At 39.3% G+C, this 15942-nt stretch carries 13 protein-coding genes and 1 pseudogene; 5 read left to right on the top strand and 9 right to left on the bottom strand.

Features of this window, described 5'->3' with window-relative positions:
* Positions 1-3 precede the first annotated feature (3 nt).
* A complete protein-coding gene (locus tag H4J63_RS06795) occupies positions 4-1398 on the bottom strand; it encodes a RimK family protein (protein WP_182195523.1) in 1395 nt (464 codons plus the stop codon).
* A gap of 293 nt (positions 1399-1691) precedes the next feature.
* Here H4J63_RS06795 and H4J63_RS06790 point away from each other — a divergent pair, with 293 nt between their 5' ends.
* Positions 1692-2030 carry a zinc ribbon domain-containing protein YjdM gene (locus H4J63_RS06790; RefSeq protein WP_165724120.1) on the top strand — a complete coding sequence of 113 codons (339 nt, stop codon included), beginning with the start codon at positions 1692-1694 and terminating at the stop codon, positions 2028-2030.
* Between the two features lie 140 nt (positions 2031-2170).
* On the opposite strand, the gene H4J63_RS06785 is transcribed toward H4J63_RS06790, so the two are convergent.
* From H4J63_RS06785 to H4J63_RS06755, 7 genes are all read right to left on the bottom strand, one after another.
* Positions 2171-2689 (bottom strand): REP-associated tyrosine transposase, encoded by a 519-nt coding sequence (locus H4J63_RS06785; RefSeq protein WP_182195520.1) that lies wholly within the window; start codon positions 2687-2689, stop codon positions 2171-2173.
* 198 nt (positions 2690-2887) lie between these two features.
* Positions 2888-3271: a hypothetical protein gene (locus tag H4J63_RS06780; protein ID WP_024595114.1), complete on the bottom strand. Its 384-nt coding sequence runs from the start codon at positions 3269-3271 to the stop codon at positions 2888-2890.
* Positions 3264-3530 carry a hypothetical protein gene (locus H4J63_RS06775; protein ID WP_024595113.1) on the bottom strand — a complete coding sequence of 89 codons (267 nt, stop codon included), beginning with the start codon at positions 3528-3530 and terminating at the stop codon, positions 3264-3266. Before H4J63_RS06775 ends, H4J63_RS06780 begins: the two co-directional genes overlap by 8 nt.
* A 381-nt stretch (positions 3531-3911) precedes the next feature.
* Positions 3912-4388, bottom strand: a complete 477-nt coding sequence (locus H4J63_RS06770) for a GreA/GreB family elongation factor (RefSeq protein WP_182195517.1) — start codon at positions 4386-4388, stop codon at positions 3912-3914.
* 182 nt (positions 4389-4570) lie between these two features.
* Positions 4571-5506, bottom strand: a complete 936-nt coding sequence (gene secF, locus H4J63_RS06765; protein ID WP_182195514.1) for a protein translocase subunit SecF — start codon at positions 5504-5506, stop codon at positions 4571-4573.
* On the bottom strand, positions 5499-7337 hold the full coding sequence (secD, locus tag H4J63_RS06760) for a protein translocase subunit SecD (protein ID WP_182195512.1): 1839 nt from the start codon (positions 7335-7337) through the stop codon (positions 5499-5501). The genes secF and secD overlap by 8 nt, the downstream gene beginning before the upstream one ends.
* A gap of 108 nt (positions 7338-7445) precedes the next feature.
* Positions 7446-7907, bottom strand: a complete 462-nt coding sequence (locus tag H4J63_RS06755; protein ID WP_182195509.1) for a hypothetical protein — start codon at positions 7905-7907, stop codon at positions 7446-7448.
* A 101-nt stretch (positions 7908-8008) separates the two neighbouring features.
* Here H4J63_RS06755 and H4J63_RS06750 point away from each other — a divergent pair, with 101 nt between their 5' ends.
* The 4 genes from H4J63_RS06750 to H4J63_RS06735 all read left to right on the top strand — a co-directional run bounded on the left by H4J63_RS06750 (position 8009) and on the right by H4J63_RS06735 (position 14442).
* Positions 8009-9787, top strand: coding sequence for an ABC transporter ATP-binding protein/permease (locus tag H4J63_RS06750; RefSeq protein WP_182195506.1), 1779 nt, complete (start codon positions 8009-8011; stop codon positions 9785-9787).
* 240 nt (positions 9788-10027) lie between these two features.
* On the top strand, positions 10028-12106 hold the full coding sequence (locus H4J63_RS06745; RefSeq protein WP_182195504.1) for a M13 family metallopeptidase: 2079 nt from the start codon (positions 10028-10030) through the stop codon (positions 12104-12106).
* 258 nt (positions 12107-12364) lie between these two features.
* Positions 12365-13078: a YebC/PmpR family DNA-binding transcriptional regulator gene (locus H4J63_RS06740; RefSeq protein WP_165742957.1), complete on the top strand. Its 714-nt coding sequence runs from the start codon at positions 12365-12367 to the stop codon at positions 13076-13078.
* Between the two features lie 41 nt (positions 13079-13119).
* Positions 13120-14442, top strand: coding sequence for a leucine-rich repeat-containing protein kinase family protein (locus tag H4J63_RS06735; protein ID WP_259365584.1), 1323 nt, complete (start codon positions 13120-13122; stop codon positions 14440-14442).
* A 79-nt stretch (positions 14443-14521) separates the two neighbouring features.
* On the opposite strand, the pseudogene H4J63_RS06730 reads toward H4J63_RS06735, so the two are convergent.
* Positions 14522-15668: pseudogene (locus H4J63_RS06730) on the bottom strand (sterol desaturase family protein).
* Positions 15669-15942 lie beyond the last annotated feature (274 nt).

Genomic DNA, 15942 nt, shown 5'->3' with positions numbered 1-15942 from the left:
TTATTACCCACGGCCTCGTGCTTCTAAGCGTTGTTTAAACTCATCCATAATGATCATGTATAGCTCGTCGCCTAAATAGCCGTCTTCTACTTTGTGATCAATACTTGGGTTATCGTTTACTTCAAGTACATATGCTTTGCCTTGATGCTCTTTAACATCTACGCCATATAAACCCCTACCCACTGTTTTACAGGCTTTTAATGCTGCATCTAATACCGCTTTTGGTAACTCAAAGGTTGGTAGAGTTTCAAAGCCACCAGAGAAAAAACGTTTAGCGTCGTGGTTATAAATTTGCCAATGGTTACGCGCCATTAAATAGCGGCATGCATAAATTGCACGGCCATTTAACACACCCACTCGCCAATCGTATTCGGTATACATGTATTCTTGTGCAAGCACTAATGCGCTATATTCAAACAGCTCTGTAAGCTTAGCGGCAAGCTCATCACGGTTTGAAACTTTAAACACACCTTTTGAGAACGACCCTTCAGGCATTTTTAAAACAAGCGGATACGTAAACGCTTCTTCTAATTGCTCAAGCGTTTCATTTGCTTGATCAGCCACTACAACCGTTTTTAAACTTGGCACTTTTTGATAATTAAATGCATCGTGTAAATACACTTTATTACAACAACGTAAAATAGACTCAGCATCGTCAATAACCACTAAACCCAGGCTTTGCGCTTTGCTTGCAAGGCGATACGTTGGATGGTCAATCGCTGTAGTTTGGCGAATAAATAACGCATCAAACTGGGCAATGTTATCAATTTCGTCAAAGCTTAATGCTTGTGCATAAATACCGTGTTTAGCCGCTGCTTTAATAAAACGTGCAATGGCGTCTTTGTCACTCGGTGGTACTTTTTCGTTATGATCAACAAGTATTGCCATGTCCCATCTAAAACGACGTTGCACAGAACTAATACGCCACTGCGTTTTAGTAAAGTTATCTAGCTTGGCTACAAATTCGCTGTACTGCTGCTCGCTTAAAGACGACATCGAGCCTTGTTGCAATAATCCTTGTTCATCAACAAATAAAATAGGCGCTGGGTATTGTTTAAATACCGACTTTGCTGCTTTTGATTGTAAATCGTTTTGGGCATTACCAAAGTAAAGTGTGCCGTCTATTTGACCCACATTTAATATAGGAGCTTGGCCACTACGAAGAGCATTAATGGTTTTTACACTGGGTAAAACTTGGTGCTTGCGCGCCTCTGCAAGTAATGAGCAATAGTAACCTTTGCTCAAGTATTGGCTTGAGTCGCACAGATTAATAATGCGTGTTTTTGGTTCGTTATGTTTTGGGTAATCACGTAAGTAGGTATTAAACGTAATTACATTTTCGAACGATTGAGCAAGCGTTTGCTCGTTGTTATCAACCACAATTAAGGTTTTAAACACGACTTTTCCTAGTTAAGTCAAAATATAAAAAGCATGCTTAGTAAAATACTAAGCATTATAAATAGAAACACCCATCGTACTAAGTGGGCATTGCGCGAATCACTTAATATGATGGGTGCTTTAACAGGTACCTACTGTACGAGTTAGCGCTTAAATTGCTTAAGCGACATGTGCTTTATATGCCCTTTTTTAAAAACGCACAAACGAGATATTTTTAGCGTGAAGATGAAAAATATTGATTAACTAATAATGCAGATTAAAATACGCAAAACAACACCTTATGAGAGTTAAAAATGTCGCTGCCTGCTTGCCCAAAATGCCAATGTGAATATGTTTACGAAGACCAACAACTGCTTATATGCCCTGAATGCGCTTATGAATGGAACCCAAATACTGCACACGATGAAGACGCAATTTTAGTAAAAGATGCCAACGGCACTTTACTTAATGATGGCGATAAAGTGACCGTAGCCAAAGATTTAAAAATTAAAGGCAGCTCGCAAGTCATTAAAATTGGCACAAAAGCGGTGGTTAGAAGAGTGCTTGATAAAAAAGATCACGAGCTAGATTGTAAAGTAGATGGCATTGGCGAAATGATGGTAACAGCAAAGTTTGTAAAAAAGGCTAACTAGTAGGTCGGATAAATGGCGAAGCCATGCTATCCGACGCGTAATAAAGGCCAAAGTTATTTCATTCAACAATAAACTTTTGTACAAAGCTAAAGTGTATCATGTTGCTATGGCTTTGTCGGATGGCGCTTCGCTTATCCGACCTACATCTTAATTATGTGTATCTTTTCACCACACCAGTTACTCGTATAAATCCCTTGCTTTACGGCTCTGTGAAAACTTGAATAAGGCCAATCAACTACTCGACTAACTAGACCATGCTTTAGCGGATTAAAATGAACATAGTTAACATGGTGCCAATAATCATTATCATCCCTGATGGTATGTTCCCAAAAACGGCGTTGCCAAATTCCTCGCTCATTTTTACGTTTTCTTGTTTGAGTTAAAAACTCTGTTTTTGGGAGTGATTTTGAAAATCGCTTTTTAATTTCTCGCCAGCGCCCAGAATAATCCGTATCGTTGTCTGGCAAGGTTAAAACCGCATGAAGGTGATCGGGTAGCAAAACCCATGCATCTATATAAAATGGCCTTTGGGATTTAACAACGCGGATAGACTCTCTTAATAAATCAATATGCTCAACTAACAACGATTTATTACGGTCGAGCAAATTAACAGTAAAAAAATATGACCCTCCTTTTACATAATTCCGACGATATTGCATTGTATGTCCACTGTATTATTTGTTACGCATTAGCTAAATAAAGCGTAAATTTAAGATATATACAACATTGACGTAGGTCGGATAAATGGCGAAGCCATGCCATCCGACAATAGATTTATGAACAAAGGTAATAGTTTATCGTGTTGGTAATTAGGATGGGTGTCATCCTAATTTTTTTACAGGGGAAGGTTTAAAAAATCATCCAGTCGTTAATTTTCTAAAACCTTTTTTCAAAACATCCATTTGGGAGGAAACGTTTTCTGAAGTTGTTTCACTACCTGTTTTAAGTGCAATAATAGCTAATACTAGGGATACTATAGGTAATAAAATACCAAGAACCAGAAAAGTTAGCTTTATGATGTGACCTATTTCTTTAGGAAATGCAAAGTAAGTAGCCCAAACACTAATAGCTCCACCACCACAAATCCCACATAAAACCCATAATAGATTATCTCTAAATGGATGTGTGTTTTTTAAATTGTTATGAATTTCATCCCATTGATCTTCAGGTACCATTAAACAATCAAGCGCATCAGGAGATTTATAGGATAGCGTATCTTTAAATTCAAAGTTATCACTCATTGTCTTCTCCTTGGCCCACTAACCCTACTTTTGTAGCATTTATTGTCAAAGTATTTCCGCAATTCTTACACTCAAGCATGAGTAATGGAACAAATGAGCCTCCAACAGTAAGTTCTCCGCTGCTAAACTGACGCATTTCATATAGCTCTTTATGTACGGTCCAATCTGTTGTGCTACAGACATTACATCCTCTATCCTGCGTCCAAACTTTTTTCAAAAAATCTAGAGCTATTTTTTGTTGTTTTTTAGTTAATTTCAAATGAGATCCTATGAATTATTAAGTGCTATTCGCCTAACGGCTTGAACACCACCTTGGGGGTTTATAACATGATTCAATAATTCCACTAAATAACTTTAATGTAAACAGATGATTACCCATGTAATAAAATGGGCTCTGTTGTTTTGCACCAAAACGACTTTTAATAATGTTATGAGACAAAATTACCTTTGTCGGATGGCAATTCGCTTATCCGACCTACATTTAAATATTACATATTCACCACGTCAGGTATTAAAGCATTGACGTAGGTTGGATAAATGGCAAAGCTATGCCATCCGACAATTAATTTATGAATATAAATAAGCGTTTATTACGTTGGTATGGCTCTGCCAGCAAATTTTTCACAAAAAAACGAAAGCTTTATAAAATCTCTACCACCACGTATTCGTGGGCTTTACCTGCAATTGTTAACGTAATTTCATCATCAATCTGTTTATTTAATAACTGCTTACCCATTGGTGCGCCGGGTGTTACAACAGCAATTGCATGTTGTTTAACATTTGCGGTTAAACCACCTGCTGCAGGGCCTAAATAAAACCATTTTTGCGCTGCGTTATCATCTTCTAAACACACCAGCGAACCGATAGCTATTTTGTCGGTTGGTTTTTCATTAAAGGCAGGTTCGAACAATTCTATGCTTTTATAGCAATCGTTTACGCGCTGGGCTTGGCCTTGTGCTAAGTAAGCGGCTTCGAGCCCGAGGGTATCGTATTTGTTTTCGGCTATGTTTTCTTCATGTGTGGCGGTGTCGTGCGCAGTTTTTGCCGCTACTTTTGCTGTTGTAAGCTGCGCTTCTAGCGCAAAGCGAAGATGTTCGATAACGTGGGTTTTATTCATGAGGATTAATACAATACAGGCTGTAAAAATAAGGCAGCTAGTTTAACATTTTTACGCGGCTTAAAACCATTGTTTTAAACCCCGCAAGTTTGGTGGGAATACTAGCGGGGCTTAAATTTGCATTAAACTAACAAAGAGCCGTTGGTTGGTGCAGCTCTTTGCTTGTGTTTTTATTAAAAACCTTATGGCATATCTAATAATGTTTGCGTGTGGACATCTACTTTAACTTCGTAGTTTTTAGCGCTTAAGCCCAATAGCTCCGGCAAGGTTGCCGCTATACAAATAGACGAGAACGTACCCACTACAATGCCGGTAAATAATGCAATAGCAAAACCTTGCAGTGGTGCGCCTGCAAGTAGCCAAACGCTGGCAACCGTTGCAAGTGTGGTGCCCGACGTTATTAAAGTGCGTGTTAGTGTGCTTTTAATCGCATTATTAATAATAGTCGCAGGGCTAAGTACATTGTTTGATTGAACACGTAAAAGCTCGCGTACTCTATCCCCTACTATTATTGAATCGTTAAGTGAGTAACCAATAATAGCCAGTAAGCTTGCCAGCACGGTTAGGTTAAACTCAATTTGTAATAGTGAAAATAATCCAAGTACGAGTATTAAATCATGCACTAGCGCAACCACAGAGCCAACAGCTAAACGCCATTCAAAACGCACTGCAAGGTAAATCATTACTGCAATCATTGCAGCAAACATGGCTAAACAGCCTTGATCAAATAACTCATCGCCCACTTGTGAGCCAATATAAGCTGACGATAATACCTGTGCGTTTATATCATCGTTTTGTGTAACAGCACTTTGCCAATCAAGGCTATTAGCTGTGGCTGATGCACTTGGCGCTTCTCTTAATTGAAAATGGCTATTACCTTGCGCGGTTAGCTCAAACTCACCGTTGTGATTTTTAGCAATAAACGATTGAAGCTCTTTTAGCTCAACGCTTTGGCTGGTTGTAAACTCAGTTAAATAACCGCCGGTAAAATCTAGGCCAAAATTTAAACCTTTTTGCGTAAGCGTGAATACAGATAGCAGCACTAAAATGGCACTTAAAAGCATGCCCATAAAGCGTAAACGTGTACCCTTTTCACCTTTTAAAAAAGTGTTAAGCATGTGCTTTTACTCCTACTTTTTTTCCCATTTTCAGATACAACGTTTGGCTTAATATTTTTGATACATATACACCTGTAAATACAGACGTTAAAAGCCCCAGTGCGAGTGTAATGGCAAAACCTTTAACGGGCCCGTAGCCTATGCCATATAAGATAAGTGCGGTGATCATGGTGGTTATATTGGCATCAAATATTGTATTTGCGGCTTGTTTATAACCCTCTTGAATAGCTTGATATGGTGCACGGCCTTGGCGACGTTCTTCTTTAATACGTTCAAATATTATTACGTTAGTATCTACCGCCATACCTATGGTTAGCACCAGGCCTGCAATACCCGGCAGCGTTAACACAACCCCTGGTAATAATGACATTAAGCCCACAAGCGACGTTAAATTTAATATAAGTGCCGCGTTTGCAATAAGGCCTAAACGGCGATACCAAAGCGCCATAAATGCGAGGGTAATACCCATGCCTAACATAAGCGCGGCTAAGCCATTACTAATATTTTCGCTGCCGAGGCTTGGCCCTATTGTTTGTTCGTGCACAATTGTAACGGGCGCTGTAAGCGAGCCTGCACGTAGTAACAATGCCAGATCGGCTGCCGCTTGCTGGCTTTTCATATTGGTAATACTAAAACGCGAACTTAAATGCTGAGCAATATTGGCAACATTAATAACTTCGCTTTTTTTAACTACTTCGCCTTTAGCGTTTTGAGAATACTCAGAGTAAACCGTCGCCATTGGCTTACCAATATTGGCTTTTGAAAATGCCGACATTGCATCCCCGCCTTGGCCGTCTAGGCTAAGTTGTACCAGTGGTTTACCCCAATCGTCGCGGCCTATGTTTGCATTATTAATATGGTCCCCTGTAAAAATTGGTACAGGATCGAGCTTTATGGTTCCGCCCGATTGCATATTAAATGTTTGTCCGCCTATTTCTTTTAATTGATAAAAACCAAGCGATGCTGTTGCACCAATAATACGCTTAGCTTCGGTTGGATCTTGCACGCCAGGAAGCTCTATACGAATGCGATGTTTGCCTTGTTGCTGTGTTACCGCTTCGGTAATGCCTAACTCTTCAATACGTGAACGAAGGGTTGTAAGTGTTTGGCCCATTACTTCTTTATCAAAGCTGCTGCGGCCTTGCTCTGAATAACTAAATTTGGCAGTTTTAACGCTGCCGTTATTGCTTGTTACAACGGCTAAATTAGCAAATCGGCTTTTTAGCTCTTCAATAACAGGGGTTAACTTGTCGGTTGCATTAGGCAATGCGTTTATTTCAAACCCGTGCTGAGTTTGCTGCGCTTTTACGCCATGTGCTTTTTGTTTAATAATGATTGATTTAGCTTGTTGATACGCACTGACTAATTGCTCATCAACGGCTTTATCTAAATCTACGTCTAGTACAAATAGCACACCGCCATTTAAATCAAGGCCCAGCTTTATTGGTGATAAACCAAAATTTTGTAACCATGTAGGGCTGGTTGCATGCTCAACAATTTTAACTTGCGTGTTTGGGTACTGCGCTTTTATAGCCGCTTGTGCCTGAGCGCTTTTAGTTGGCTCGTTTAAAAGTACATTAATAGTTGATTGCTTATCTAAACCCTGCTCAACCTCTAACCCTTGGTTATTTAAAAAAGTAACTAGCGTTTTAGTGCTCGGTAAAGATTGCGTTTCGCTGTGCGGAGCAGTACTGATGTGCAACCACGATTTATTTGGGTATAAATTTGGTAATGCGCTGATAGCTAATAAAACCAGTACTATTAGCATGGCGATATAGCTTAATTTAAACTTAGCCGTAGACGGCTTTTTATCTTTTTTAAAACTTAACATGTTGAATCCTTATTGCCAGCAAAGCTAGCAACGTACTTTTTAAAAGCACAATTAATCTGCAGGCTAAAACTTTAAAAGTTAAAACCTAATAAAATTAAATAAGGAAAATTAAGCGTGGTAGGTAGTTACAGCTCTGTAGAGTAAGTTTACGTCTTTCCAGCCACTCAAGCGCGACTTTTTACTATTAGTTACAAGCGTATACCAAGGCTGTATAGGATTAATCGCTCTTGGTCGTAAGAATATATGCCTAACAAGATTTTGAGCAAAAAATTCAAAAACCACATCGTATTCTGGCACACTTTGAACAGTGTGCAAAAACAATGAAGAATTATTGGCAGTTAACCTTGGTTGGTGCGCATCAAAATCGGTTTGATGCGTTTTTTTATGCTGCGTAATATCTACAGACTTACTAATAGGCTGTATTTTAGTTAAATCGGCAATATCAGTAAGCGAAACCTGCGTACTAATATTGATATTTAAATTTTGTGAGGCGCCCATAGCATTGCTCTGCACACTAAAAAGTGCAGCAAGTAGCAAAAAGGCAGTTAAAAACACTCTAAATTTAAACATTCACGTTTTAAAACTAAAATAAGGGATGCGTAGTATATAAGGGCAAGCATTTAAAATACAATGCTTATTAATTAAGTATTTAGTTTTAAGAGAGATCACTAATGCGCCCCAAACAAAGCACAGAAAAACGACCAGATGCCATGAATTTACGCCAAAGTGTAAAAACACTGTGGCCCTACCTTACAAAATTTAAAGGCCGTGTTTTTATTGCACTTATGGCGCTTATAGGCGCAAAAGGTGCCACTTTGTTGATGCCGTGGGCACTTAAAGAAATTATAGACTCGGTAGATAAGTCAATTAACCCACTGTTAGTTATCCCCGCTTTATTGTTATTGATGTACGGTGCACTGCGTTTTGCTAGCGTATTTTTAGGTGAGATAAGAGATGCTGTATTTTCTCGCGTAACCGAGCACGCTATGCGTGATATTGGTTTAAAAGTATTTAAGCATTTGCACTCACTTGAGCTGGCTTTTCATTTAGATAGGCAAACCGGTGGCATTAGCCGCGATATAGAACGCGGTACAAGCGGGTTAAGCTTTTTAATGCGTTTTTTAATGTTTAACATTGTGCCTACTTTATTTGAAATACTGACCGTTGCGATTATTTTTGGCACGTTGTTTTCTGTTTGGTTTGCGCTTATTACATTATTGGCAGTCGCTATCTATATTACCTTTACGGTGATTGTTACCCAGTGGAGAAACCGCTTTATTAGAGAAGCAAACGCTGCCGACAATCAAAGTAATACCCGCGCTATAGACAGCCTACTTAATTATGAAACTGTAAAGTATTTTAATAATGAGCAGTTTGAAGAAAAAACGTACGACACCTTTTTAGCAAACTGGGAAAAAGCCCGTTTAAAAAATAGAATGTCATTGCTCGCCCTCAACTCAGGCCAAGCACTTATTATTGCTTGTGCTATTACCGCGTTAATGTGGTTGGGCTCAACCAAGGTAGTTGCAGGTACTCTTTCTATTGGTGAACTTGTGATGATTAACGCGTATATGATTCAATTGTTTTTACCGCTTAACTTTTTAGGCTTTGTGTACCGCGAAATAAGACGCGCCCTAACCGACCTTGAAAACATGCTTGGGCTACTTAATAAGAAACCACAAATAACCGATGCACTTAATGCTAAAGAGCTCAATATTAGCCAAGGTGAAATAACATTTAATAATGTAAGTTTTAGTTATGATGCGCATCGCCCTATTCTTAATAACCTTAGCTTTAGTGTTAAAGCAGGCAGCAAAGTAGCCATTGTTGGTGCCAGTGGAGCTGGTAAAAGCTCATTAGCCCGACTGCTGTATCGTTTTTATGATGTAAGCGGTGGTGAAATTAGTATTGATAATCAAGCAATAAACTCAGTAACACTTAATAGTTTACGAAAAGCCATTGCAATAGTCCCGCAAGATACTGTGCTGTTTAACACTACTATTCGTGAAAATATTGCTTACGGCAGGCCATCAGCAAGCGATGCTGAAATTGACGAAGCCATTGCAATGGCGCACTTAAAAGACTTTATAGCGACACTTGATAAAGGCGATAAAACGCTGGTTGGCGAGCGTGGTTTAAAAGTATCTGGCGGCGAAAAACAGCGTATTGCCATTGCCCGCGCTATTTTGAAAAAGTCCCCTATTTTAATTTTTGATGAAGCAACATCTGCACTCGATTCTTATTCTGAGCAAGCAATACTTGCTGCAATGCGTGAAGTTGCCAGTAACCATACGAGTATTGTTATTGCTCATCGCCTTTCTACTATTACCGATGCAGACACCATTATTGTGCTCAAAGCCGGACAAATTATTGAGCAAGGTAAGCACGATGAGTTACTTACTCTCGCCGGAGAATATGCCCGTATGTGGGAGCTTCAGCATAAAAAATAAATAGTGCGTAACCCCTCTTAGCTCGTATACTTTCAAGTATTCGAGCTAAATAAAGCGTTTATAGAACCTATTAGCCTTTCTCTTTTCTCCTATATTAGTTTTATCGAGCACTGTGGTGATTCACCTCAAAAGATTTGTTTGTCTGATTAATATCAATAACAATCGATAAGTTAAATATTCGTAACAATAAAAATAATTCACTGCAGCTTAAATTCAATCAGTGATACTCAGGAGTAAGTAATGAAAAAGAGTTTAATTGCCGCAGCATTAGCTGCCACATTTATTACCGGTTGTTCAGAACCGCAAACAACAAAAACAGACGAACAACAACCTAAAGTAGCCACTGCAGCAGTGACAGAAAAAGCAGAGTTAGGTAGTTTTGGTGTAGATCTAACAGCTCGTAACGAAGCCGTTAAACCAGGCGATGACTTTTTTATGTATGCCAGCGGCACGTGGTATGACAACTACGAAATGCCTGCAGATAAAACCCGCTATGGTGCATTTTCAGGATTAGCTGAGCGCAGCGAAGGCGATGTTAAAGCTATTATTGAAGAAATAGCCGCACGTAAAGATTTAAACGCAGAAGAAAAACTCGTTGCTGATTTTTACAATGCGTATATGGATACCGAAACACTTAATAAACTCGGTGTAGCGCCTATTAAGCCATTGTTAAGTGAAATTAGTGATATAGCGTCAACTGACGATTTAGCTGAGATGTTTGGTAAGTCTTGGTTAACCGGTAATAAAGCCCCTTTTGGCGGCGGTATGTGGTTTAATCGCCTAGACCCTAATAAATATGAAATGTCACTAGGTGCTGGTGGTTTAGGTTTACCAGATCGTTCTTACTACCTTGAAGACGCTGAGCGCTTTGTAAAAACCCGTACAGCTTATGTTGCTCACATTGCTGACATGCTTAAGTTTGCAGGAGTAGAAAATACCGCTGAGCGCGCTCAAGCAATAGTTGATCTTGAAACCAAAATTGCACAAGGTCATTGGCCTCGTGAAAAGCGCCGTAATCGCGACTTAACCCTAAACCAAGTTGAACGTGCCGATTTAAGCACTGCTTATCCTGGCTTTAACTGGGATTTATATTTTGCGCAAACAGGTTATAAAGTACCTCAGTTAAATGTATCTCAGCCTGAGCCAATAAAAGCGATGATTGAGCTAATCAATCAAGAAGATATTGCAGTATGGAAAGACTACCTAACGTATCACGCTATTAGCGGTAACGCAGGTTTACTATCAGAGGACGTATTTAATACTAACTTTGCTTTTTTTGGTAAAGAACTAAACGGACAGCAAGAGCCTCGCCCTCGTTGGAAACGTGCAATAAGTGAAATGTCAGGCACAAGTTCGCTTGGTTTTGCTATTGGTAAGATATACGTAGCGCGTTACTTCCCTGAGTCGTCAAAACAACAAATGTCTGAGCTGGTTGAAAACCTACGTACAGCTCTTGGTGAACGTATTGATAACCTAGAGTGGATGGGCGATGAAACTAAAGTAAATGCGCGCGCTAAACTGGCTGCATTTGCACCAAAAATTGGTTACCCCGATGTATGGCAGTCTTATGAAGGTTTAAGCATTACTAAAAACGATTTGATTGGTAATGTGAAAAACATGCGTGAATTTTTTCATGCAGAAAGTGTTGAAAAAGAGCTACAAAAAACAGACCGTAACCGCTGGGGCATGACGCCACAACGCGTAAACGCTTACTACAATAGCTCGTTTAATGAAATTGTATTTCCGGCTGCGATATTACAACCGCCGTTTTTCGATCCTAATGCCGATCCGGCTGTAAACTATGGCGGTATTGGCGCTGTAATTGGTCACGAAATGGGTCATGGATTTGACGATCAAGGTTCAAAATCAGACGAAAACGGTGTGCAACGTAACTGGTGGACTGATGCTGACCGCGCTGCATTTGACAAAAAAGCCGATCAACTGGCTGCGCAGTACAGTAAATACGAGCCAATAGAAGGTAACTTTGTTAATGGTCGAAATAGCCTTGGCGAAAACATTGGTGATGTAGGTGGGCTATCAATGGCTTATCACGCGTACAAGCTCAGTTTAAATGGTAAAGAAGCGCCTGTTATTGACGGCGTTACTGGCGATCAGCGTTTCTTCCTTGCGTGGGCACAAGTATGGAAAGAAAAACGTACTGAGCAAAGCATGCTTAACCAACTTCGTGGTGGCACACATGCCCCAGGTCGCTTTAGAGCACAAGCGCCGCGTAACCACGATGCATGGTACAAAGCGTTTGATGTAAAACCAGGCGATGCGTTATACCTTCCTGAAGATGAGCGTGTACGTATTTGGTAAGTAACACTTACTTTTTATTACTTAGTAAGGCAACCTGTTATACAGGTTGCTTTTTTATTGAATTAAATTTACACATAATAGATATAATTCCAACGTCTAGAACCCTCGATGATCCGATTAATAAAATACAGTTTACATGGCTTTTAAACGTTACCGATTTAATCTGTTTTAATACTTACTAGCCCTTGAATGCATTTACCTTTAGAATACGCATTATAATTTTATTCTATTATTTACATATATTAAGGCGAGACGCAGATGGGAAGAGCTTACCAAAACAAAAAAGATTCAATGGCTAAGACTGCGGGTGCTAAAACTAAAGTTTATTCTAAGTACGGCAAAGAAATTTATATTTGTGCAAAAAACGGCGGTGTAGATCCAGATGGTAACTTATCATTGCGTCGTTTAATTGAACGCGCTAAAAAAGACCAAGTACCAGCACACGTTATTGACCGCGCAATAGACAAAGCAAAAGGCGGCGGCGGTGAAGACTACGCAGCAACACGTTACGAAGGTTACGGCCCTGGTAACTGTATGATTATTGTTGACTGTTTAACAGACAACAACAAGCGTACCTTTGCTGATGTCCGTGTTTGTTTTACCAAAGCAAATGCTAAAATTGGCGCTCAAAACTCTGTTTCACATTTATTTGATCACCTTGCTATTTTTGTATTTGACGGTGATGACGACGAAGCAGTACTTGAAGCTCTTATGATGGCTGATGTTGATGTAACTGACGTAGAAGTAGATGACGGTAAAGTTACTGTTTTTGCTCCTCATACAGAGTACAACAATACACGTACAGCGCTTGAAGAAATGGGCATTACTGAATTTGACGAAGACCTAATTAGCTTTGTGCCACAAATTGAAACGCCAATTGAAGGCGAAGACGTTGAAGTTATGGAACGCTTTTTAGCAATGTTAGAAGATTGCGACGACGTACAAAACGTTTACCATAACGCGCAATTCTAAAGAGCGATTTAGTAAGTTAGAACGACTTTAAGCCAACAGCTATGTTGGCTTTTTCATTTTTAGAACATGGTATTAATATGAACTCCCTTAAAGAGCTTAAAAGTGGCAAACTTGTTGGTGCTACTCGCCTGCAATTGGTAGAAGAGCTAACGACATTTCCTGAAGAAATCTTTAGCTTAGCTGACACGCTTGAAGTTCTCGATTTATCAAATAATAACTTATCAACACTACCTGATGAATTTGCCTGTTTAACAAACCTGAAGCGTGTGTTTTTATCGTTTAATCAGTTTAAGCATATTCCTAAAGTGCTCGCTAAATGCCCTGCTTTAATTATGGTCGCGTTTAAAGGTAACCAAATTTCTGAATTTGCATTAAACAGCCTGCCAAAAAATATTGAGTGGCTAATACTCACCGATAATACGTTAAGCGAATTGCCTGAAGATTTTGGTAATTATACCCAGCTTAAAAAGCTTGCGCTTGCAGGCAATCAACTTAAGCAACTGCCAAGTAGCATGGCGCAGTGTAAAAACCTTGAGCTTGTTAGGCTCTCTGCTAATAACTTAACACACGTAGACGACTGGCTGTTTGAATTGCCTAAACTTACTTGGCTTGCGTTTGCCGGTAACGATTTTAATAAAGCTCAGTGCCTTACAAAAAGCTGCTTAGAAAATAAGTCTCTTAACGATTACACACTTAGTCATGTTATTGGCCAAGGTGCATCGGGCGTTATTCATTTAGCACAAGCTATTGAAAGTGCTGTAGCGATTAAATTATTTAAAGGCGCAATTACCAGCGACGGCTACCCGCTTGATGAAGTAAATTGCTGCTTACAAGCAGGCGATCACGCTAATTTAATTAAAGTACTTGCCTACATTGAGCAAAGTGATCAGCTAGGTTTAGTAATGGAGCTAATAGATAAAAGCTTTGCTAATTTAGGCCTGCCTCCAAGCCTTGAAACCTGTACGCGTGATACCTTTAATGATGATTGCCATTACTCAACTCACGCTATTTTAAAAATTGCACAGCAAATGGTAAGTACCTTACATCACTTGCATATTTGTAAAGTAAGCCATGGCGACGTGTATGCGCATAACACCATGATAAACAAAGATGCTGATGTATTATTTGGTGATTTTGGTGCAGCCACAAACTTAGCCATGTTAAGTGATTATCAACAAAAGCAAATCGAGTTAATTGAAGTACGTGCATTAGGGTGTTTAATTGAAGACTTAATAGGCACGGTAACTGGCGATGATAAACAAAGTGAGCTCTTTGTTAAAATGTCCGATATGGCAAAATGTGCCATGCAACCTACATTAAATCAAAGACCTACATTTACTGAGTTATTAGCAGAGCTAAAATAAATTTAATATTAATAATATAAGCGAGCAAAATGTAACATCTTACTCGCTTTTATTTTATGTTTATTCGGATTTTCCGTACTTATTTAGTGCGCTTAAACGGGTAAACCTGTTGTTTAAGCATACCTACGGGCATGTAATCCCCGACTACACCATACGCTTGTGGCCACTCTTTTTGGCCTTTAACAGCAGTACCAAACACATAATCTAAAAACGAAAAATGTGCAGCGTAATTTCGGTCAATCGCGGCTTTATCTGACGCATGATGCCAATGGTGAAACTGCGGTGTAACCATAAAATATTTTAGCCAACCAAATTTCACACGCACATTTGCATGGTTAAACACAGCCTGCAAACCCACAATTATTACGTACAAACTAATTATTTGCTGTGAAAAACCAAGTACAAATATAGGCGTGAGCACTAAGCTGCGCGTTACGAGTATTTCAAGAATATGCTGGCGAGAGCCCGCTAACTAATCCATTTCTTTAGCACTGTGATGTACGCCATGAAAGCGCCATAATAAAGGGACTTCGTGATAGGCACGATGCACCCAATACTGCATTAAATCAGCCACGAGTATTATTAAAAACAACTGCACTATAAAGGGTGTTTGCTCTATATAACCTTGTACTGTAGATGATACAGCCCAGCCAAAGCCATAATGCACAAAGTGGTTAGTAACGAGTAATACAAAACCAATAATTAAATGATTTACAAAAAAGTGGTTTAAATCGCCTCGCCATTCTCTACGTAATATTTTTTGATCTTTACGATGAGGTAATAACTTTTCAATCACAATAAATATAAGTGTTGAGCCGAGTAAATCTAAGTGTTGAGCCGAGTAAATCTAAAATAAACCAATCAAGCCCTATATAAGGTGTATCAGAAGCAAATTCGTTTACTTCAACGTTTGGTCCGCCAAACATAATAGCGAGTAAAATAAAAAACCACGCTGTAGCCCCTAAACGCTTATTGGTATTACGTACAAAGTTAAGTAATCCTAAACTGCCCGAGACCAATAATGATGCAAACATAAGCTGACGTAAAAAGTCGACGCTGTAGCTTTTTCTCAGCTCTGGTGTGGTTAAATATTCAGGAAAGTGAAACGCTAATACGCCTAAGCAACTCAGTATTGCTAAAAAGCAGGCTATGTAGCCACTTATGTTGCCCTCACCTATCTGAAGATGATTTGTGCGAAATACTTTTCGCGATAGAGCTCTGATCATTTTTATTATTCCTTGCGTCGTTGAGTTGATTAAATACAACGAAATTCCATTGATTTACACACCCACATATTAACAAAAATTTAGGGTATAAAAAATACAAATAGTTCCCTTCTAATTTTGAATTGCAAATATACAGATAAACTAAACGCATCGAGTAGGGTGAGGCTTTTGCCTCATCCCTCTCACAGAACCGTACGTACGGGCCTCGTATACGGCTCCTGTATTCTTCTATCCCTTCGGCTTATTTTCTAAACGCCGATTGAGCAAGCCATCC

This window comes from Pseudoalteromonas sp. 5Ae-yellow, from assembly GCF_014077565.1.
GTDB lineage: Bacteria > Pseudomonadota > Gammaproteobacteria > Enterobacterales > Alteromonadaceae > Pseudoalteromonas.
Note: the sequence above shows the minus strand (reverse complement) of the source record. Positions and strands in the feature narration are given on the sequence as shown.